At 36.9% G+C, this 22,759-nt stretch carries 17 protein-coding genes and 1 pseudogene; 12 read left to right on the forward strand and 6 right to left on the reverse strand.

Going from position 1 to position 22,759, the window contains the following annotated elements:
• Nucleotides 1-17: 17 nt before the first annotated feature.
• Entirely contained in the window at nucleotides 18-1,889 is a 1,872-nt protein-coding gene (locus LF20184_RS11680) for a fructose-bisphosphatase class III (protein WP_010018203.1), read from the reverse strand.
• A gap of 141 nt (nucleotides 1,890-2,030) precedes the next feature.
• On the opposite strand from LF20184_RS11680, the gene LF20184_RS11685 reads away from it, so the two are divergent.
• Nucleotides 2,031-2,915 carry an aldo/keto reductase gene (locus LF20184_RS11685; protein ID WP_010018202.1) on the forward strand — a complete coding sequence of 295 codons (885 nt, stop codon included), beginning with the start codon at nucleotides 2,031-2,033 and terminating at the stop codon, nucleotides 2,913-2,915.
• Nucleotides 2,916-2,996: 81 nt separating this feature from the next.
• Here the strand turns inward: LF20184_RS11685 and LF20184_RS11690 are convergent, their stop codons facing one another.
• The 3 genes from LF20184_RS11690 to LF20184_RS11700 all read right to left on the reverse strand — a co-directional run bounded on the left by LF20184_RS11690 (nucleotide 2,997) and on the right by LF20184_RS11700 (nucleotide 6,340).
• Nucleotides 2,997-3,785 (reverse strand): FAD:protein FMN transferase, encoded by a 789-nt coding sequence (locus LF20184_RS11690; protein ID WP_010018201.1) that lies wholly within the window; start codon nucleotides 3,783-3,785, stop codon nucleotides 2,997-2,999.
• Nucleotides 3,786-3,920: 135 nt separating this feature from the next.
• Nucleotides 3,921-4,697, reverse strand: coding sequence for a thiamine biosynthesis membrane-associated lipoprotein (locus tag LF20184_RS11695; protein ID WP_010018200.1), 777 nt, complete (start codon nucleotides 4,695-4,697; stop codon nucleotides 3,921-3,923).
• A gap of 350 nt (nucleotides 4,698-5,047) precedes the next feature.
• Nucleotides 5,048-6,340, reverse strand: a complete 1,293-nt coding sequence (locus LF20184_RS11700) for a nucleobase:cation symporter-2 family protein (RefSeq protein ID WP_010018198.1) — start codon at nucleotides 6,338-6,340, stop codon at nucleotides 5,048-5,050.
• A gap of 124 nt (nucleotides 6,341-6,464) precedes the next feature.
• On the opposite strand from LF20184_RS11700, the gene LF20184_RS11705 reads away from it, so the two are divergent.
• From LF20184_RS11705 to LF20184_RS11755, 11 genes and pseudogenes are all read left to right on the forward strand, one after another.
• On the forward strand, nucleotides 6,465-7,901 hold the full coding sequence (locus tag LF20184_RS11705; protein WP_010018196.1) for a C69 family dipeptidase: 1,437 nt from the start codon (nucleotides 6,465-6,467) through the stop codon (nucleotides 7,899-7,901).
• An 83-nt stretch (nucleotides 7,902-7,984) separates the two neighbouring features.
• A complete protein-coding gene (gene greA / locus LF20184_RS11710; RefSeq protein WP_010018195.1) occupies nucleotides 7,985-8,455 on the forward strand; it encodes a transcription elongation factor GreA in 471 nt (156 codons plus the stop codon).
• A 183-nt stretch (nucleotides 8,456-8,638) separates the two neighbouring features.
• Nucleotides 8,639-9,556, forward strand: coding sequence for a DMT family transporter (locus tag LF20184_RS11715; RefSeq protein ID WP_010018193.1), 918 nt, complete (start codon nucleotides 8,639-8,641; stop codon nucleotides 9,554-9,556).
• A gap of 383 nt (nucleotides 9,557-9,939) precedes the next feature.
• Nucleotides 9,940-10,932, forward strand: coding sequence for a ketopantoate reductase family protein (locus tag LF20184_RS11720; protein ID WP_010018191.1), 993 nt, complete (start codon nucleotides 9,940-9,942; stop codon nucleotides 10,930-10,932).
• 114 nt (nucleotides 10,933-11,046) lie between these two features.
• Complete coding sequence (locus tag LF20184_RS11725) at nucleotides 11,047-12,054, forward strand: D-2-hydroxyacid dehydrogenase (RefSeq protein WP_010018189.1); 1,008 nt, start codon at nucleotides 11,047-11,049, stop codon at nucleotides 12,052-12,054.
• Between the two features lie 106 nt (nucleotides 12,055-12,160).
• Nucleotides 12,161-13,168: a D-2-hydroxyacid dehydrogenase gene (locus LF20184_RS11730; protein ID WP_029606427.1), complete on the forward strand. Its 1,008-nt coding sequence runs from the start codon at nucleotides 12,161-12,163 to the stop codon at nucleotides 13,166-13,168.
• 203 nt (nucleotides 13,169-13,371) lie between these two features.
• On the forward strand, nucleotides 13,372-15,837 hold the full coding sequence (locus LF20184_RS11735; RefSeq protein ID WP_010018187.1) for a hypothetical protein: 2,466 nt from the start codon (nucleotides 13,372-13,374) through the stop codon (nucleotides 15,835-15,837).
• 569 nt (nucleotides 15,838-16,406) lie between these two features.
• Nucleotides 16,407-17,534 (forward strand): 5-methyltetrahydropteroyltriglutamate--homocysteine S-methyltransferase, encoded by a 1,128-nt coding sequence (locus tag LF20184_RS11740; protein ID WP_010018186.1) that lies wholly within the window; start codon nucleotides 16,407-16,409, stop codon nucleotides 17,532-17,534.
• A gap of 228 nt (nucleotides 17,535-17,762) precedes the next feature.
• Complete coding sequence (locus LF20184_RS11745; protein ID WP_010018185.1) at nucleotides 17,763-18,149, forward strand: YxeA family protein; 387 nt, start codon at nucleotides 17,763-17,765, stop codon at nucleotides 18,147-18,149.
• 67 nt (nucleotides 18,150-18,216) lie between these two features.
• Nucleotides 18,217-19,589 (forward strand): annotated as a pseudogene (locus tag LF20184_RS11750) (DHA2 family efflux MFS transporter permease subunit).
• A gap of 120 nt (nucleotides 19,590-19,709) precedes the next feature.
• A complete protein-coding gene (locus LF20184_RS11755) occupies nucleotides 19,710-20,846 on the forward strand; it encodes a GGDEF domain-containing protein (RefSeq protein WP_010018184.1) in 1,137 nt (378 codons plus the stop codon).
• Nucleotides 20,847-20,890: 44 nt separating this feature from the next.
• Here the strand turns inward: LF20184_RS11755 and LF20184_RS13065 are convergent, their stop codons facing one another.
• Together LF20184_RS13065 and LF20184_RS11760 are read right to left on the reverse strand one after the other, a co-directional pair.
• Nucleotides 20,891-21,025, reverse strand: a complete 135-nt coding sequence (locus LF20184_RS13065; RefSeq protein ID WP_010018183.1) for a hypothetical protein — start codon at nucleotides 21,023-21,025, stop codon at nucleotides 20,891-20,893.
• A 184-nt stretch (nucleotides 21,026-21,209) separates the two neighbouring features.
• A complete protein-coding gene (locus LF20184_RS11760) occupies nucleotides 21,210-22,673 on the reverse strand; it encodes an MFS transporter (protein ID WP_010018182.1) in 1,464 nt (487 codons plus the stop codon).
• Nucleotides 22,674-22,759: the final 86 nt, after the last annotated feature.

Below are 22,759 nucleotides of genomic sequence, written 5' to 3' on the forward strand. Positions count from 1 at the left end.
TGAATCGCTTTTTTTTTTTAACAAAATTCACGTAAATGTTTAATTTGTTTCTGAATATTTTTACCGTAATCAGTATCTTTAATCGTACGACGTTCAGAAGAATGTTCAACGATTTCTTTATCGATTACCACATCAGACATTTCCGCAATCGACTTATTCTTATTAGCGAATGGTTTCAAAGTTTCTAGACGCATCCCATAAGAATCGTATAGCAAAGTATGTCCACCAATTTTAGAATTATGCTTAGCATCGAACATTCCATTGACTACGATAACCTTCTTATCAGCCATGATTGGATTAGCATTCTCATTAGCCGGCGTATGACCGTTAACGATATGTCCTCGAGTACTTAATTCAAATTCTCTAAGAATCCTATTGGCAAACCATTCTTCGTTGCACAAATCAAAGAAAGGATTGGGCGTTTCCTCTTGAAGTTTTTCATCATCAACAAAATAGCGTTCGAAAGTTGTCATCTTATCTTTGCCAAATAAAGGTGAATTGCTGCCTTCCCACAAGTACCAAAGAAAATCTGAATTAAAGCAATCGGCTGTCGTTGGGTGTCTCATAGCATCTTTGACAATATATTCACTGTAATCTAGGAATTCCTTACCAGCGTATTCTTTGCCACCAATCTTCATTGACAAAAAATTCCCTTTTTGATCGACTGGAATGCAGCCGTGAAATAATAAGTTGCCGTTATGCTCAAGGTACATTCCACCATTATCAGCTACGAACCACATGTCTTCGTTTAACTTATTTGATTGAATAAATTGGTTGATCAGATCAATCAAAACTACTCGCTCACTGTGCGTAATTTGATAAGGGTCGCCTGGATTAACTGATTGAAAACAGCCATTTTCGATATGATACTTTTTCCCATCTATCGTAACGGTGGTTTTGTCCAAACCTAATTTATCCAACAATAGTCGATCATCCATCCCAAATTCTGGACGACGCTTAATTGCCTGACCTTCCAATTTAAATTCCATGATGGCTGCAGCTTGTTGAATACAGTTATCAATATCTTTTTCCTCATCAGTCATTCCCGCCCAAGCAACTTTAGGTTCAAAATTAGGCAATGGCACGTAACGATTCGTTGCAAACTTGACCATTGAAGTTAGGTCGATTCCATAGACGTCTTCTAACAATTTCAAATTATGATAACGGGCGCTGATTCTAATCAGATTTATCATACACAGCTTGGAACCAGCCATACTTCCCAACCACAAAATATCATGATTGCCCCACTCAAAGTCAAAGTTTTGCCACGTTTCGGTTAAATGATTAATAATTTTATTAGGATTAGGACCTCGATCGTACAAATCGCCAATAATGTGGATTCTCTCGATAGCTAACTTCTGGATAGCGTGACAAAGAGAAATAATAAATTCATCCGCTAAACCTAATTTAACCAATTGTTTGACCATTTCACGATAGTACTGACGCTTATCTTCCGCTCTCAAATTACCAAAGACTAACTCTTCAGAAATATCTAGAAATTTCGTATCAAGCGACTGATCGATTACATTTTGAGGATACTTTTCAGCAACGTATCGTAAGACCTCAATCATTTGATTCGTTGTGTCCATATACCACTGTTCCAAATCATTGCCTTCCAAGTCGGGAGTGATTTTTTTCAAAATATCTTCGGGATAATAAATTAAGCAGACCAATTTTTGCTGATTAGGAATTGTTAAGCGACCATTGAATAACTCGCCAACTTTACGACTAATATTGCCGGCACCACTGCGAATGATATTCAAATATTTATCGTCATTCCCGTGGACATCACTAATAAACGCCTCTGTACCTTTAGGTAAGTTCAGAGTCGCCGATAAATTAATGATCTTCGTTTTTATTTCATTAATATCTGTAAATTTATCTTCCATTTAGAAAAGGACCTTCTCCCGCAATATATAAAACGTCGTTATGACAGCGTATACAATTGAACTATACCAAATGCACAGTCTATTTCCAAGTATCAAACTAATATTTGAGTTAAAATTATAGTTATAGGAGGTTAGTTAGACATGAATTTAAAATTAGATTCTACTGTAACTTTGAATAATGGTGTTAAAATGCCCCAATTAGGTATGGGTGTTTGGAAGGTCAACAACTCTGGCGCTTCTCAAGCCGTCCAATGGGCATTAAAACATGGCTATAAAGCAATTGATACTGCTAAACAATATGGTAACGAAGCTGGTGTGGGCGAAGGATTACAAAAAGGTTTTGCAGACAATGGTCTCAAACGTGAAGATATTTTCCTAACAACTAAGATCTTCAACGGTGACCAAGGTTATCAATCAACACTCGACAACTTCGAAGGTCAATTAAAGAGACTACAAACTGATTATGTAGATCTACTCTTGATTCACTGGCCAGTTGATGGAACTTACCTAGAAACATGGCGTGCTTTGGAAACCATTTATAAAGAAGGCAAAGCCCGTGCTATTGGTGTTTCTAACTTCAATATTGAAAGATTAAAGGATATTCTTCAACACTGCTCAATCAAACCAGCAGTTAACCAAATGGAATATCACCCACTTTGCCAAGAAGTTGATATCAAGAACTTCTGTGATGAAAACAACATTCATCTTGAAGCATGGTCTCCACTTGGCGGTGGCTCAGTTCTAGGTGATCCTAGACTCAAGAAGATTGCTGACAAATACAACAAGTCAGTCGCTCAAGTTATTTTACGTTGGGACTTACAAAATGGCATTATTACCATTCCTAAGTCAGTTCACGAAGAAAGAATCGTCCAAAACGCTGATGTTTACGATTTCGAACTAAGTGACGCCGACATGAAAGAAATCAATGGCTTTGACACAGATAAAAGAAGTCTTTGGTATGGTGGCTTCTTCTGGAGTGGCAACCCTGATGGTTATAAAGACGAAGTTGAACAATGGGACGACTAAAATAATCTCATTTTAATAAGACAAAAAAAGGAACCTCTTTAATGTAGAAAGATTACATATTAAGAGGCTCCTTTTTTGATGTTAAGATATTTTCTTTTCATTAGTTTTGATTTCACCGTCACTAAAAATTAGTGGGATTTCTTCCTTATCCATTACCAAACCTGACAAATCATAAGCTTCTACGAAATCTTCAAATTTAGTCACTGTTGTCAACAGACCAACTTCCGCCCAAACGCTTGCTTCAACGATATTTTGGCCGACGACAATCGTTTGTTTGATATCGCTAAGATTCATATGGACTGACTCAAAACCGTTCTCAGACATGGCGATAATACCATTTTGCAAGTAATAAGTTGTTACAGGTTCTTCTTTAGTAGAATCATTGATATCAATTGCCCATTTAAAGTCTGAATCCGGTCTAGTGGCAACTTTAATTTGTTTATCGTTACTCAACCAGATTCCTTCAATATCAGAATTCTTTAATAACGGCGTTACATATTTATTAAAAGCCTGTTCCAAAGCCCATGCTTGAACTAAATTAGTTGGATCGTACTTGCCAGCAAAATATGGCGTATAAATTCCATCAGTCATCTGCTCTGCCAAAACAGTTGAATTATAGATCATGGCAAAGTCACTCGATTCTTGTAGCGGCGTTTTATCTCCTCTTTGAAACCTTGATACCAAAGAATCATAGGCAAATGGCGAGAATTGTCGATTAACATCCATCAGGAACTGTTCCACATTTTGATGAGCTAGTTTCATTTGTTCCATTAAAATTTGATTGTTTTTAGTTGTTGCTATTTCAAGTTTAAATTGCGTATTCATTTGATTGATTATCATATTAGGGAAAAAGTATTTTTTAATTTTCATATTAACGTACCTCATTTATATATAGTCAAATCTTCTTTAACTATATATAAAATTATAAAAATGAGATATGAATTATTTATGACTAAAGATAGAATTTTTAAACAAAAAAAGAACCGCATAACGACGTTACACAGTTCATTTCCGTAAAGGAATCTTATCTGAAAAACCGTCACGGAAGTTTTCTAAACCGGCATACTTATCAACAATCATCCCAGTTAAATGATACTTGGTAATAAACTCAGAAAATTTGGCTCCCGCTGACAATCCGGCTGACGACCAAATATTAGTATCCAAGGCATTATTGCCAACGATAGTCACTTGTTCAACGTTGCTCTTTTCATTCCGCAAACTACGCAACTCATTAGCAGTTGAAACAGCACCATTCTTCAAGAAATACGTTGCTAACAAAATATCGAGATTCTTCGGATCCTTGATTGCAATTCTCCATCTGAAATCAATATTAGGGCGACTTGCCAAGCGAACATCTTCACCACAACGTAGTGACACACCATCGATACCTTCATCGCTCAATAGTGATAATAAATAACGGTTAAAGATTTGATCAATCATCCAACCATTCAACAAACCAATTGGATCGTACTTCCCATTATAATAAGAACTAAAGTAATGATGGGTCATTTGTTCAGCTGTAATCGTCTGTTCATAAACTTCACGAAAAGTCTTTGAAGTCATCAAGGCCGTCTCTTCTCCATCTTGGAAACGTGCTAACAACGAATCATGATTCTCTAATGAAAACAGGCTATCATATTCTTGAATATTTTCAGAAATTTTACCAATAGTCTCATCGACTAATTCTTTATTAATAGCACCCTCATTCAAGGTGGCCAATTTAACTTCAAATGGCAGATCAAACTTATTAATAACAATGCTTATATATTTATATTCATTCATATTTTTCACTCCTTTGGCTAAAAAAGGTTCTATCCTAAAAGCACTTAAAAATAAAGAGTAGAACCACTATCCAGTCCGGAATAGCAAAGAAAATTGGCTCAAATGTGAAATTTCTCTTGGCAATTTATTGCCTAGTGAAAGGTCGATCTTGAAGACTTTGCCCGGTTTTGATTTTAGCAAAGGCTCCAAGTCGTGCCCACATTGTTCCAGCCAAATTTTCTTTGCTATGGAGGACGGAAAATTATATTAAAAAAATACGTATACTTATCTTATTTATCGACAAGTATACGTACCAAATGTGATGAAAATATGACCAAACTTTGCTTATGCTTTGAAAGTTTCAAAACTTGCTAATTTGTCTTTTTGTTCGGATTTAGCAATAAATTCAAAATAATTGCTGAAAAACTTCCGACTACTAAACCATTATTCAAAATAGTTTGAACAGTTGATGGTAAGAAGTGGAGTAAAGTTGGTTGAACTGTTACACCCAAACCTAAACTGATTGAAACGGCCATAATCATAATGTTGTTATTGTTCATTTCAACACGTGACAACATTTTGATTCCTTCAATACCTACGGTACCAAACATAATCAACATGGCACCACCCAAGACGGCATTAGGAATCAATTCAGCCACTGCTCCAACCTTAGGAATCAAACCTAAGATAATCAATAGAAAAGCTGAGAAGTAAACTGGTTTATTCTTCTTAATTCCTGACAATTGAACGACCGCCACATTTTGTGAGAAAGTCGAATATGGGAATGTATTGAAAATACCACCCAAGATGGCAGCTAAACCTTCTGAAGCATATCCTCTTTGTAAATCATCCTTATCCAAATCATCGCCAGTCAATTCTGCCAAAGCGTAATAAACTCCGGTAGATTCGATCATACAAGTTAAAGCAGCTAAAAGCATGACTACGATTGATGACCATTCAAATTTAGGTGTTGCAAAGTAAAATGGTTGAGGAATTTGGAACCAGTGAGCAGTACCCACGGTCTTGAAACCAATTTCTCCCATTCCAATTCCTAGTAAGTAACCAGCAACAATACCAATTAAAACAGCAATTTGCTTGATGAATCCGCGACCCCAAATACTTACGACCACGATGATCAAAGCTGTTACAAATCCCAAGATCAAATTCGTTGGACTACCGAAATCCTTAGCAGCGACGTTTCCACCACCAATATTTTGGAACGCAACTGGAATCAAGGTGAATCCAATCAAAGTAATCAAAGAACCTGTAACTACTGTTGGGAAGAAGTCTTTCAAGTTAGCGAATAACTTGGAAATCAACATGATGAAAACCCCAGCAGCAATAATGGCACCATACATATAGGCAATTCCAAAGTGATGCCCAATGTTTTGTAACGGCGTTACATATTCGACAGCTGAACCCAAAACAACTGGCAAACCAATACCCGTCAATGGTGTTCGTTTAATCTGTAAGAGTGTAGCAACCCCACACATAAAAATATCAACTGAAATTAGGTAAGTCATTTCTTTAGCACTGAATCCTAATGATGCACCAATTAAAATTGGAATCAAAATATCTCCAGAATACATTGCTAGCAAATGTTGAAAGCCTAATAACAGATTTTTAAGGAATGATTCTTCCTTATCGTTCGTGTTTATATCCATTACACCCTCCTAATTTATCAAAATTATACCATATATTCGTGATTACAATATAAATAAGTTTGAAGATACTGCTTACATTTATATGATAGAATGTAACCAGTACAAATAGGAGGAATTCGAAAAGATGAAGAAAAATCATTTGGATGACGCTTGTACCACTATTTTAGTTGGTAAAAACGCCAGTTTAGATGGATCAACAATGATTGCTAGAAACGACGACACTTTCTTTGCGGTAGCTCCACACAGCTTCGTATTGAATCCTGCCGTTAACGGTGAAAAAGGACGCAAAGTTAAGTCATGGTTAAATGGCTTCGAATCAGAAGTTCCTGAAAATGGCTACAAATGGCCTGCCGTTCCAAACGTTGATTACAAGAAGTTTGGTTACTACGACGAAAGTGGTATTAATGGTAAGAACGTTGCTATGTCTGCCACAGAAAGTACTTATGGTAACGAACGCGCCTTAGCTTTTGATCCACTAGTTAAAGATGGTATGGACGAAGATGTTATCGTTCGTATGGTCCTACCTTATGTTGACTCAGCCAAGGGTGCTGTACAACGTACTGGTGAATTGATCAAGAAATTCGGTTCACCTGCTGGTAACTCTGTTCTATTCAGTGATAAAGATGACGTTTGGTATATGGAAATCGTTACTGGTCACCACTGGGTAGCTCAAAGAATTCCTGATGACAGTTATGCTGTTTGTGCTAACCGTGTTTCAATTCAACAAGTAGATTTCAATAATACTGACGAATTCATGTGGTCAGAAGGAATCCAAGAATTTGTTGAAAAGAACCACTTGAACACTGACAAAACTGGCTGGAACTTCAGACATATCTTCGGTACAGACAACCTTAAAGACCGTCACTACAACACACCACGTGTTTGGTTTGGTCAAAAGTACTTCAATCCAGAAATCCAACAAGATCCAGAAGATGGCGAATTACCTTTCATCATGAAGACAGATCACAAGATTTCCGTTGATGATATCGAATACGTTTTAGGTTCACACTACAACGAAACACCATTCGATCCATTCAGCCCATACGCTAGTGAAGATGACAAACACCGTTACCGTCCAATCGGTTTGAACAGAACTCAAAACTCACACGTTCTTCAAATCAGAAATGACGTTCCTGAAGAATACGCTGCTATCATGTGGCTATGTATCGGTTACCCAACATTCTCACCATACATTCCTTTCTATACTAATATGAACGAAACAGATCCTTCATATAATGATGCTTCACTTGAGTTCAACTTCAAGGATGCATATTGGATGTATAAAGCTTTGTCAGTTCTAGTTGAATCAAACTACACAGAATTCATTCAAGACGATATAGACTACTTAACAGAAATTCGTCAAGAACTACGTGAAGCTGTGGCTGAAACTGATAAATTGGCTGCTAACTACTCTGGTGATGAATTAGTTGAATTCTTAACTGACCGTAACCAAAAAGTTGTTAAACAAATGCAAGAAAAGACTCACAAATTCTTTGGTGAACTTTATACTAAAGGAATCAATCTTTCAAAACTTACATTTAACATGGACGCAAATCTATAATCAGTCTACTAAAAGGTATCTTCTTTGGAAGGTGCCTTTTTTGTGTTACATTTGATTTAAACAACTAAATCGAGGTTTTAAAAATGGAACCAACTTTTAATAAGATGACGCCGGCCGGCTACAAGGCTATCGAACAAGAAATAAAAGACTTAAAAGCCAGCCGTCCCGAAAAAATCAAAATTTTGGCTGCCGCTGCAGCTTTAGGTGACCGCTCTGAAAACACTGAGTATTCCAGTGCCAAACGTGACCTAGGACATCTTGAGAGCCGTCTACGTTATTTGCATAAACAATTACAGTATGCCAATGTGGTTTTGCCCGCTGACAATGACCTCTTAGATATCGGCAAATTCGTTACGATTGAATTTTTGGATGATCACGACCAAATTACTTATCAATTAGTTGGAAAACAAGAAGCCTATCTAACCCAAAACAAAATTTCTTTTGCTTCACCGATCGGCAGCGCATTGGAAAATCATAAAGTCGGTGACACAGTTTCTGTCAGTGCTCCTGAAGGCTCATATGATGTAAAAATCATCAAAATTTCATTGGAATAATTAAGTCAACGCTACCACTAAAAATTAAATACGGTATATACCATTTTAAGTGGATTCATTGATAGCAACAAATTCTTCCATACCTTTACGTGCCAAACGTCATGATATAAAAAAAACAATAGTCAAAAACGTTTATTCACAGGTATAATATTGCTATTAGCTTTTTTTAGGAGGAATTTTTTCATGGACGAAGGGAAAAAACTGGCCAAGAAAACTCTTAACCGAGGATTTTGGTTAGCATTTTGTGCGTCTGCTCTTTGGGGTGTGTCCGGAACTGTCTTGCAAGTCGTTGCTAAGAATTTGAACATCCCAGCTATGTGGTTCATTGCAACTAGAACTACCGTAGCCGGAATTATTTTACTAGCCGTTGGCTTAATAGTTTTACCAAGCAAAGAGTTCTTTGCTGTTTTTAAGAATTGGAAAGATCTTTTGACGTTAGTTTCATTTGCCGTTTTCGGTTTGTTAGCTAATATGTTCACCTTCTTCCATGCCATTAAAACTGGTAATTCTTCTACTGCAACCATCTTGCAGTATTTATCACCTCTATTCATCATGATTGGTTTGATTCTTTTCACGAAAAAGAAAACTTCTCGAGTCGATGTCATCTCCTTTGTTTTGGCATTGATCGGTGTGGTTTTGATGATTACTCGTGGTGATATCGGTCACTTATCTATTCCGTTTGTTTCAGTACTTTGGGGAGTTGGAAGTGGTATTACAGCCGCTTTATACGTTGTTATTCCACAATCCCTTATCGCTAAATATCACGGAATTTTGATTACCGGTTGGGGTATGTTGATTGCAGGAATTATCTCTAATTTCTTCAGCCCCATTTGGGTCAATCCACCTAAGATGAGTACTGCTAGTATTCTAGGAATTGGAACAGTTATCTTGTTAGGAACTGTCTCCGCATTCTTGTTGATGGTTTTGAGTACTAAGTACACAACTGCCGCAATCATTAGTATCACTGATGCTGTACAACCATTCACGACTTTAGTTTTAAGCGTGATTTTCCTACACTATGCTGTAAACCTACCCGAAATTATTGGTGCAGTTATTGTTGTATTAGCAATCTACGTACTGAATCGCTATGATACTGAATAATATTTGAATAAAAAAGGGCTGCCAAGTCGAAATAGATCAACTTGGCAGCCCTTTTTGTGTCCCTTAGTTTTTCACCAGAGGCAACGCTTGACCCAAGTTGATATGCAAAATAATCACGACGACAATAATCAAAATAGTATACATAGCGAAGGCCTCTTTTCAAATTAGAATAAAATTAAATTGTATTTAGAATAATATTTGTTCAATCAATTGTCAATTGCTTAAATAATATTTTTTATTTTAATAATTTTTGTTGATAAAACACACTATATAATGCATTCAAAAAATGCACCGCAAATTCATTAAAAATGATTAATTTTAGTTTGACATTCTCTAATATTCGCCTAATAATACAGTCACAAAAAATTTTGGAGGCGGTATTTATGAAATATGCAGTATTAGGTGCAGGTGCTATGGGTTTGCGTTATGGAGTTCTTCTACAGGAAGCTGGATTCGATGTCGACTTTGTCGAAATTTGGCAACCGCAAATTGACAAGATTCGTGAACAAAACGGTGTTTTCGTTTCACGTGATCACAAGAATAAGCACTTGGTGCCCGTCAATATTTACTCCCCCGAAGAATACACTGGTGACCCTGATGTTTGGGTCGTATTCACTAAACAAATGCAATTGGCAGATGCTTTGAAACGGACAGCACATGCCTTTAAACCATCCCAATACGTGGTTTCACCAATGAATGGTATGGGACATATCGACAAGTTGAATCAATACTTCGACAAACAAAATGTCATTGGTGCCACAGCTTTGATCGGTACAGTTTTGAATGGCCCTGGTGATGTTGATTTTATCGGTGCTAAAGGTGCTGGTAGTATGAACATGGCAAACGAAACTGAAAAACCAGACAAAATGACTAAGAAAATTCAAGATGAGTTCACACAAGCTAATCTCAATCCTAACTTGACGACTAACTTCATGGGAACCTTGATGGCAAAAGTTATTTTCAATTCAGTCGTTAATACCCTTTGTACGATGTTTGAAATTCAAATGGGTGAATTCATTCAATCGCCAGTTGCTGAAAAGCTCAGTCGACAGTTGATCGATGAGGCTTTTGATGTTTGCGAGCGCGCCGGAATTACTTTGCTCAATACTCGTGAAGAAGAGTGGGAATCCGTTCAATTCGTAAGTAGCGTCAGCAATCCTTTGCACTACCCTTCGATGTATCAAGATATGTCCAAAGGTCGCAACACCGAAGTCGACTACATCAACGGCTACATTTATGATTTAGGCTTGAAATATCACTACGAAGCTAAAACTCACGATTTCTTGCGTAATTTAGTTCATCTAGCTGAATTTTCACGAGATTTTGACGTTGAAGCACTCGAAAAAAAGGTTCAAGCCTTAGAATTATCTAAATAAATCCAAATTTCCTCTTTCATTTATCAAAAATTGCGTTAAACTTAATAACAATTAAATTATTAGAATTTTACTAATTTAATATATATTTTCTAATCATAAGAAAGAGGGATCGCTATGAAAATTTTTCTATACGGAGTTCGACCAGACGAGGCAGTTTACCTAAAGGAATGGGAAAACGCTAATCCAGATGTTGAAATTGACTATACCGACAAAATCGTTACTGAAGAGACAGTTGATTTGGCAAAGGGTTATAACGGCGTTGTAATGTTGCAAACACAACCCTATACTCGCTTGGCCTTGCAAAAGTTGCATGACTTTGGCATTAGTAAAATCTCAGTTCGTAATGTTGGTTTGGACGGCTTTGATTTCAAGGATCTCCGTGACTTCGGATTTTCATTGACGAGTGTTCCCGTTTACTCACCTAACGCTATCGCTGAACACACAACTAGTTTGATGCTACGTTTGTTAAGACGAGTACCAGAATTCGACGAGAAATTCAATAACGCTGACTTCCGCTGGTTCCCTACAATCGGGGAGGAAATCAATGGCAAAACCGTTGGTATTGTAGGAACTGGTCATATCGGTTCAGTTGTTGCTAGATTGATGCTCGCCTTTGGTGCTAAAGTAGTCGCTTACGATATTAAGCCTGATCCATACTTGGAAAACTTAGGAATCTACGTCGATTCTTTGGACGAAGTCTTAAAACAAGCCGATATTGTAACGCTACACACACCTCTAGCAAAACGTGATATCCACATGATCGACAAGGCAGCCTTTGCCAAAATGAAAGACGGTGTCATCTTCATCAATGCTGCTCGTGGTGGCTTGGTTGATACTGACGCCTTAATCGAAGCTTTGGACAGTGGCAAAGTCGGTGGTGCCGGTTTGGATGTCTTGGAAAGTGAAAATGATGTCTTCCAAAAGAAATTCGACAAGATTGAAGACGTCAAAGACCCACAATTCCAAGCTCTACTTAACCGCAAGAATGTCATCATGACACCACATACGGCCTTTTACACAACAACAGCCGTTCACAACATGGTCTTCGATTCCTTAAATGACAATCTAAAAATGTTAAATAATCAAACTCCGAAATTCCCAGTCGATATTTCTGAGGACTAAAAATACTAATAGCCATTCAAAGTGTTATAAACATTTTGATTGGCTATTTTTTTGAATCAAATTACAAATTCTGCTTTAATAAACTTATAGTTTAAAGGAGGATTTTTTGATGAAAATATTTGCTTATGGAATTCGTGAAGATGAAGAACCATCTTTGAAAAAATGGGAACAAGCAAACCCAGATGTCGAAGTTGGTTTTACAAACAACACTCTAACGGCTGACTCAGCTCGTATGGCTGAAGGTTCTGATGGTGTCGTTACTCTTCAAACTTCTGATTACACTAGAGAAGCTCTAGAAGTACTTCACAATTTAGGCATTAAATATATTTCTATCCGTAATGTTGGATTTGATAACTTCAATTTCCAAGATCTCAATGATTTTGGTTTTACTTTGACAAACGTACCAGTCTACTCACCTAATGCTATTGCCGAACATGCAGTGCTATTAATGGGAAGATTGCTCCGTCGTACTCCTGAATTTGCTCAAAAAATTGAAGACGGCAACTTCACTTGGGCACCTACAATTGGTAAAGAATATCGTGAACAAACGGTCGGTGTCATCGGTACTGGCCACATCGGTCGCGTAACTATGCAAATTTTAAAAGGCTTTGGCTGCAAGATTGTCGCTTACGACGTTTACCATAATCCTGAAATCGAAAAGCAAGGTTTATACGTTGATACCTTAGAAGAATTGTACAAGCAAGCTGACATTATCACTCTCCACGTTCCATTATTCGACAGTAACAAACATATGATCAATGACAAAGCTATCGAACAAATGAAAGACGGTGTCTACATCATTAATTGTGCCCGTGGTGAATTGATCGATACTGATGCTTTAATTAAGGGCTTAGACAGTGGCAAGGTCGCTGGAGCTGGACTAGATGTTATCGATAATGAAAACTCTGTTTTTGGTAAGAAGTGGTCTAGCATCGACAATATCCCTAACGAAAAAATCAGAAATCTAGCTAAACGTTTGAATGTTATCGTTACTCCACACAGCGCTTTCTACACGGAAACAGCTATTCACAATATGATTACAACATCATTTGATTCTAATAAATCATTGATTGAAGGCTTGAAACCCGACAATATCGTCAATACTAATAAATAGATTTGTAAACACATCTTGGAGGATGTGTTTTTTTATACAATAAATTTAATTCTATAAACAATATATCTTATCGATAATTTATTTATATTTAAATTGTATAAATAATACCCATAAATGGTTTATTTGTGTACAAATGGACTATACTCATACCGTATATATATATATATCGCCTTCTTAAGAATCCCTTAAAGGAAGTGTTATTTATGATGAGAAAGTATGTGTTATTTTTTATCTTAACTATTCTGACAGGCTTTATTTATATTTCAAATAATTATTCCGTTAGTTTTGCAGATACTAACAGTGCTATCGCCTCTGCTCCTGAAGGAATTGATATTGATAAATACTTCTATCCCGTTACTAAGCCAACTGTAGTCGGGGCACACAATCCCTTCAATGTTAATTTTGCTTCAATAAAAAACAATTACATCCTCGATCTAGCGGACGGTCCCAGCAATTACGGTGCTCTCTGGGGAGACGCTAGTATAAAAAATTATATTGATTTACGTTATCCACAAACAATCTCAGCTTGGCTTTATTTTGGCTCGGGCGATAATGATGAAACTTTCAACGGTCAAGGCATGGCTTTAGTCTTACAAAATGATTCTCGAAAAGAAGCTGCTTTGGGTGCTGGCGGTGAAGGCTTAGGAGTTGATGGATATGATCGATCTATAAAGACTGATGTCAAATTGACCGCGGGCTTAACCACTACAACGGCTTTTGATAGTCCACAAGAGGTTGCTAGTACCGCAATACAAAACAGCTTAGCTCTTGAATTTGATACTCAAAGAAATGATGCTACTAGTACTGATTCACCTGGTCCAACATTGTTTAGTCAGTACAATTCAGGATTTTTGAATGCCTATACTAATTGGAATTATTCATTAAATTCATATGATACCAGAGATTCTCGAGTATCCGTACCTAGTGGTTTTCCAGCTAATACATCCTTAGGTGCTTCAACTGGTGGATTCGGCCATATTTCATTTACGTTCCCTTCCAATCCAAATTCATATTACAACACCAACATGGTTAGCTCCTCAGCAAACGCAAGCAAATTCAGCCCTTTTAAAAGTAGTTACTCTCTCTTTCATACTGAAAATACTACGGCTTACTTAGTCGATGGAACTGATTCCTATGGGAAAACTACGCCTTGGCACCATTTGACCTTTAAGTGGACACCACCAGAGACTGGTAGCACTATTGGTACAGCCACTTATTATTTTAATGACAAAGATATGGATGGTACATTAAACCCCGTCGGTAGCGGAAATGTCCTCAACAAAAGTATTTCCAAATCAACTCAGGTCGACACTAAAATCTTTAATTTGCAATCAGGCCAACACACTGTTTTATGGGGCTTTACCGGTTCTAATAGCAGCAATTCAAAAGTAGCTAGCAAATTGGTCGACTTTGAATCCATTCCATCTCTAGTAGAAGCTCACGCCACCAGTTCAATCTTTGATCAAGATCTAAACAAGACTATTACCGATGATTCAACCGATAAAACCGTCTTGGGTGGTGACAAAGTATCTCTTAATTACCAATTAAATTACGATACCGGAAACGCCGATTGGAACGACATCAAAGCACATTTTAATTTACCAAAACACTTCAAATTAACACCTGATGCTCAAAATAATATTGGAACTATCTATTACGCTAATGGCATTATTGAAGGCATCCCTGCAAGTTCCTTAGCAACTGACAAAACTTATGTTTCGTACACACTGCGCTCTCCCTTAAATTCCAATAACAGTACCGCCAAAATCACTTTTAACGGAACTGTCAACAACACGACTGGTAAAGATTTAGAGGTTACTAAACAACCAGCCAAATTCGTCGGTGATACTAATATCAGTTCGGCTGAAACGCCTGGCTTTACTATCAAATATAATCCTAATTGGTCGATGTCTATGAAACCACTGACAGATAAAAATTTATTATACAAACAGGAAAATGCCACACTCGATATCAACCCACAATTAACTTACAGCGATAAACACGATTTCTATGATTCTGATAATATCAAATACACTTTTGAAGTTGGCAATCATACCTTTTCAAAAACTTTACCATCAGATTCCAATTCTGATACTTCATCCAATACAATTGATTTACGTGAACTAATTGATAACGATCCCTCAAAAATTGATTTTTGGTCGCTCTTTCCCAATCAGACCGATGTTTCCGTATCAGTTTTTGCTACTGACAAAGATGGTATTAAGACCCCTACACAAACCTTTACCGTTCACGTCCTACAAAATAAGATCTTACAAATTAGAACCTCAAAAAATATCGAATTCTCTGACACTACCATTTTTAACAAAAACAAAATTTTACATCGAAAAACAAACTTCATTCTCGAAATAACCAGCTTCCGTGAACCTTGGTCCTTGAGCGTTTCTGCCACCCCATTAGAAGATGGCGAAACTCCCTTCAACGGTTCATTAGTTTTTATTGATCAACAAAATTCAATGCATCCACTAACTGACGCCCCTACCTTCGTTACTGATGACAGAACTCTTCATGATCCAATAAAAGTCGATGACATTTCACAAAAATGGGACAATAATTCAGGAATTTTATTAAAACAAAACGGGAATTCTAAAGCTGGTAAATACCACGCCACCGTGACTTGGACGGCCAGTGATATTGCTGAAAATATTTAATTTGGCGTTATAACGATATATTTTTTCCAAAACTTATTTGACAAACTAAAAATCAAGGTGTAAATTAATCACCAATCAGATAATTAAAACTTATTTAATTTTATTAGACGTTGAAGAGAAGAGTAAGTTGACGAGTAGTTTGAAGAGTGACCGCTAGATGGTGAAAAGGCGGAACGAAAGTTTAACTGAAGATGAGCTTGGAGTCTTACCTAGGTGCAAGCCAAAGGTACGCAAGGATGCGATATCATCCCGGACATGTTAGTGTCGTTGAGGTATTTTGTGTAAGCAAAATATAAATTAGGGTGGTATCACGGGAAATCGTCCCTACAATTCAGATTTAGGTCTGTTTTGTAGGGACGATTTTTTTTTTACTGTTTCTTTGCAGCTTTGCTGCTTAGAAACAGTTATGGGGAAGCTTTTGCTTCCGTATTCCTTAATCTTGTGGCTTTGCCACTTAGAGACAGTTATGGGGAAGCTTCTGTTTCCGTATTCCTTATTCTTTACACTCCCAACTCTTTTCACTACCACCAACTAAAAATTAAATAAGTAAATTCAGGAGGAAAAACAATATGACAGTAAAAACAACAAATAAAATCGGATTCCAACACGTAGGAAGTTTTCTTAGACCAGAAGAATTAAAACAAGCACGTAAAGATTTCAGCAACAACAAGATTTCTCAAGCAGAACTTACAGCCGTTGAAGATAAAGCAATCAAAGATTTAGTCGATAAAGAAGTAAAAGTTGGCTTGGATTACGCTACTGATGGTGAATTCCGTCGTTCATATTGGCACCTCGACTTCTTCTGGGGCTTTGAAGGTATCGACCACATTCATTACGGCGAAGGTTATCATTTTGCCCATGAAGAAACTCGTGACGACACAGCCATTCTTTCCGGAAAAATCAAATTTAACAAAGATACTCACCCATTCATCAAACACTTCGACTATTTGAAGTCATTGACTGACAACTTGGATATCGAACCTAAACAAACTATTCCCGCTCCATCACAACTTTATATCGAACTAATTCGTGGTACTAATGATGATAAGATCAAAGAATTTTATCCTAATATTGAAGATCTTTATTCAGACATCGAACAAGCTTATCACGACGCTATCTTGGCTTTTTACGATGAAGGTGCTCGAGTAATCCAATTAGACGACTGCTCATGGGGACTATTCTTAGACGATAATTTCCTTTCAACTCCAGACGGACAAGCTTATGCTAACTCCGGTATTCAAGATATCTTGTTGAACCTTAACAACAAAGCTATCGAAAACTTGCCTGAAGATTTGACTATCAACACACACGTTTGTCGTGGTAACTATCATTCAGATTTTGCTTTCTCCGGCGGTTATGGTCCGGTTGCCGATACACTCTTTGCTAAAGAAAATGTCGACACTTACTTCCTCGAATATGACTCAAAACGTGCTGGCGGCTTTGAACCTCTAGCTAAAGTTTCTGGCGACAAGAAAGTTGTTCTAGGACTTTTGACTACTAAATCTGGTGAACTAGAAGATCGTCAAGACATCATCGATCGTATCAAAGAAGCTAGTCAATATTTGCCACTAGATCGCCTCTGGTTATCAACTCAATGTGGCTTTGCATCAACTGAAGAAGGCAACGTTTTGACTGAAGACCAAGAATGGGCCAAATTAAAACTCGTTAAATCGATTCAAGACGAAATTTGGGGTTAATAATCATTGATAACGCTTTCATTAGCAACTATAATATAGGTAGAAAGATATGTTACTGGAGGTGTTTGACTATGATGGAATTAATTGCCAAATTATTCAACAGGATTGTAGACTACACCCTTAACTTCGATTGGTGGTAAAGCTTACAAATCTGTAAGAGTAATGTAAGTGAATCAAATGTCTTAAAAAGCAAAAAACTCTTAAGATACTTTTCAGGAGGTAATTCAAATGAGAAGTTTTTTAAGAGTTTTTTTGTTAGGTATTTTTCTATTAGTAATCGGGTATTTCGGGGCTTGCGTAGGTCTCAAGGATAGTACAAGCGAGATGGGACAAGCTCTCAACAAATTCAACGTATTGGTCAAAGAAGAGCCACGTTACGTCAAAATCGATAATTCTAAAGCGGTCGATGAAGATGGCTATGGCAATTATGACTACACTTTAACTAGCTACGATCAAAAAGGCCAAAAACACCCTATCAAATTCACTGGTATGGGCAAATTAAAGGAAGGTCACTACTTGAAATTAACTACTAAGGGAACTTATGTCATCACTTATAAGGAAGCCTTTGAACAAGATATTCCTCACAATGTTTATGAAAAGTTAAACAACCAATAGCATTTGACCAGCCTAATCTAAATAACTAAAATAAATAAGTTACTACTTTTAGATTAGGAGCACCAAAATGTCAAAACAAATTAAGAAATCACTATTCATCATGGTCTTTGGGACCTTCTTCGGTGTTTTGTGCTCTACTTTAATGAACACAGCTTTACCTACTTTCATGCACGTCTTCAATGTCAACTCATCTACTGTTCAGTGGTTGACGAATGGTTACACGTTGGTCAATGCAATTATGATTCCAACGAGTGCCTACTTTATTAAGAAATTTTCTTTTCGCCACTTATTTATCGCCTTTAGTTCGATATTCTTAGTTGGAACAATCCTCGGTGCGATTGCGAACACCTTTATGCTCGTTATTATCGGGAGAATGATTCAAGCTATCGGTACCGGAATGATGATGCCTTTAGTTAACGTCTTAGCCATGCAATACACGACTAGAGACAAACAAGGTGCCGTTATGGGGATTATTGGCCTAGCCTTTAACTTTTCCCCTATCATTGGTCCAACCTTGTCAGGTGTAATTTTACAGTACTTCCCTTGGCAATACTTATTCATCTTGATTCTGCCATTCATCATTGCCGTCGTCTTGTTGTCGATTTTTCAATTGCCACAAGTTGAAACGAGTGAAAATCCTAAATTCGACGTGCCAAGTTTGATTACTATCAGTTTAGGATTACTCTTCCTGTTGACTGGTTTTTCAAACATTGGTCAATCTCAATTCCTATCTTTCAACGTTTTAGGATTCACAGTTATCGGTCTGATTCTAATCGTTATTTTCTCAATTATGGAAAATAGAGCCGACAGTCCAATCATCAATTTTGAGATTTTTAAACATTCACAATTTTCAGTCGCACAACTATCAATATGTTGATTGTTTTGACCATGTACGGCAACACGATTTTACTACCATTAATGATTCAGAATATCTTACACAAGAGTCCACTAATTTCTGGTCTGGCATTACTACCGGGAGCCATTTTAACTGGTTTCATGTCCCCAGTCAGTGGTAGATTATTCGACAAATACCCTATCAAACGTATCGTCGTTACTGGTGTCTTGATTGACTGCTTTGGTACCTTTATGCAAGCTGTGATCGATGTCAACGCCTCAGTCTTAATGCTGACTCTAGGACAGATGATTCGTCAATTGGGATTAGTTTTGATATTGATTCCTATTCAAACTCAAGCTCTAAGTGCTTTGCCCAAAAAATATCTTTCTGATGGTGTGGCAACTTTCAACACGCTTAGACAAATTGCCGCATCCTTTGGAACAGCGATTATCATTGCCGTTATTACGATGGCCGACAAAATCATTACTGGTAGCACTACCAATCAATCCGTCGGTATTCAAGCAGGATTTCTAGCTTGTTTAGGATTCTTGATTGTAGCTTTAGTTTTGACATTTAAATTGCACCGTCCAGAAACTGTCGATTAAAAATATCCTATAAAGAGTGAATTATTTTCTCTTTATAGGATATTTTGTTTAGTTTAGCTGTTAATTTTCTACCTAAATACAATTATAATTGTTATATGTACACAAAGGAGGGATAAATATTTGTTAACTAGCTCATTTTTAGATGCATCCACATTATTACCGAGTTTGTTTTATATTCTAGGAGCCTTTTTAGTTTTCCAAGTACTATTCTCCGGTATTAAGGTTCTTCTCAATAAAATGGCTATTCATTACGATCCCTACTCCTTAAGAGCCGCCTTAGGAGTTATTTATATCATGTCGCTTCTGTTTTATATGGAAATAACAGCTACCCACGTACAACAATCCTGGATCTACATCAACTTTGAATTGATTTCAGTTATTTTCTATACGGTAATTCTCAGTGCTAACAAACGTTACTATTACTATTTCTTTCCTCTAATATTATTAGCATTCATGGTTTTAAATTCAGCTTTGACGAGTTGGGAGTCTTGGTGTTTATCATTTGATTTGATTATTTTTTATCAAGCTCTGAATTACATCAAGAATCATACCAAAAATACGTTTCCGTTCTTTAAATATTTACTAGTCAGCATCATCTTTGGATTCCTCTACTGGCTCTTTGCCAAAATCAAATTCAATATCAGTAATCCTATCTTCATCCATCAAATAATTTCACTATTCGTCATGGAATTATTTACAATCGGATACATTGCTGTCTTGTTCTCCGATTTGGAATCACGGGCTTCTTTATTCCGAGATGCCACGCACGACAGATTAACAAAAGCCTTCAACTATGATGCCTTTGACATCGATCTGCGAGCTATTTTCAAAGAGGACAATCACCCTGATGCTAAATTTACAATGATGATGTTTGATATCGATCACTTCAAGAATATCAATGATACTTACGGTCATTTAGCTGGTGACGAAGTTCTAAAAGAAGTAGTTCACATCGTGCAAAATGTCCTCAAACAAAGCGACCCAAAGATCAAATTATATCGAACTGGTGGCGAAGAGTTTAACGTCATCTTCCAAAATTATCAAGTCGAAGAAACAACTGACATTGTTAAACGGATTTTTTCAGCTATCAATTCAACGCCAATTCACCTCAAAGAAAAAGACATCCACATCACTGCTTCATTCGGTGTCTCAGAAATCAGTCCTCACGATGTTTCGATAACCGATTTTTATTCACGTGTCGACAAAGCTTTATATCATTCAAAACGAAATGGTCGCAATACGATTACGACTGTATAAAAAAAGAGCTAACGGATTTTCCGTCAGCTCTTATTTATTACTAATTATTTTGATTCTTTTGTGTCGCGGCTCTTCAAGAAGTCAAGAACAGCTTGTGTGTTAGCGCGTTTTTCTGCACCATTTTTTTGGTTTACAGGACGGCGGTGGCCAGTCATACCTTTATGTGTATTTTGTGACATCTAAAAAACCCTCCTTCCCGTTATTACATTTAACTTATTTTATTAACCCTATTATTATAAGAGAATCGGTTATATTTTTCAACCTAAAATTTACATTCATGGCATAAAAAAAACTAATCAATTACCATCTTGATTAGTCTTTTTTTGTATCAATTGTTTTTTACTGAAAAACTTCGCGACTAGTCTATTCAGTTACAGCATTTTCACCTTTTTCAGGAGAAGTTTCTGCTTGTTTGGAACTTACTGTTTCTTTACTCTTATTGTGCACACGGAATGCCAACAAGAATCCAAAGACAGCTAATATTAATGTAAACACAAATCCGTAATGAGCGCCATTAGTAAATGCTAATTTTGCAGAATGTCCGCCATTTGCAAAGTAAGTACTTTGACCAGTGCTCAAAAGAATTGTGGCGATACCTGTAGCAACCGCACCAATAACTTGTTGGAAAGTATTGATAATGGCTGAACCATCAGCTGACTGATAGGCATCTAGTGAATTTAAACCATAAGTTTGTGATGGTGACATAGCTAGTGGAACACCAATCATCAAGACAATGTGAGCTGCAATAATGTAACCAATTGAACTGCTTTGATTACTGAACAAGAACATTGCTGAACCCACGATAGAAATCAAGAAACCAAGACGTGACATCATCTTAGCACCAATCTTATCGTAAGCACGACCAGCGCCAAATGAGACAACCGCGTTGATAACTCCACCTGGCAACATAATGATACCTGTCAAAGCAACGGCGACACCTAAACCATTTTGAAGATACATTGGCAATAGGTACATTGCTGAAAGTGTGATACCAAAGTTGATCATTACTAGTACAGAACCAGTAACGAATTCAGGCTTCTTTAAAACTGTAAAGTCTAGCGTTGGAACATTTGCATGAAGTTGTTGTCTGATATAAACAACCAAGAAAATCAAACCGACTACTAAAGCAATCAAAGCGACTGCCATATTTGAACTTAGGAAGCTAATACCAAAGACAATCAAACCAAAACTAATTGTTGAAAGAATAATTGCTAACCAGTCAACACTTGGTTTAGTTACTTCAAAGACATTAGTTAGATTCTTTTCCATAATGGCCCATCCAATTAACAAGAAGATGATAAATGACCAGAAAATAAATCTCCATGACAAAGCGCCTAAAATAATACCAGAAATTGTAGGTCCGATGGCTGGGGCAAACATAATAACTAAAGCTGCCATACCAAGGGCCCCACCCAATTTATTAGGTGGGAAAATTCTCATAGCAATTGAGAACATAAGTGGCAAAATGATACCAGTAGCGATACCTTGAATCATTCTACCGACTAAAAGCATTGGGAAACTTACGGCAATAGCTGAAATAATTGAACCGATAATGAAATCCCAAAGACCAAATCTAACTAATCCCCTAGTTGAGAAGTGTTTAGTCAATAAACTTGAAAGTGGCAAGACGATCGCAATTACTAGCATGTAACCAGTAACTAACCATTGTGCTGTACCTGTTTCAATATTAAAAGCTTTCATGATTGATGGAAGAGCAATATTTAGCGAAGTTTCACTGAACATTCCTACGAATCCACCGATTAGAACACCCATCAATGCAAGTAACGGATGAAGAGGTTTTGTATTAATTTGTTGAGTTTTACTCATAATTACCTCCGTTTAGTTACAACAGTAGGTTAATATACCAGAAAATAATTATTTTCGTAAGTTTTTTCTGAAATTTTTATGCTTTT

It is taken from the genome of Companilactobacillus farciminis KCTC 3681 = DSM 20184 (assembly GCF_002706745.1).
Taxonomy (GTDB): Bacteria; Bacillota; Bacilli; order Lactobacillales; family Lactobacillaceae; genus Companilactobacillus; species Companilactobacillus farciminis.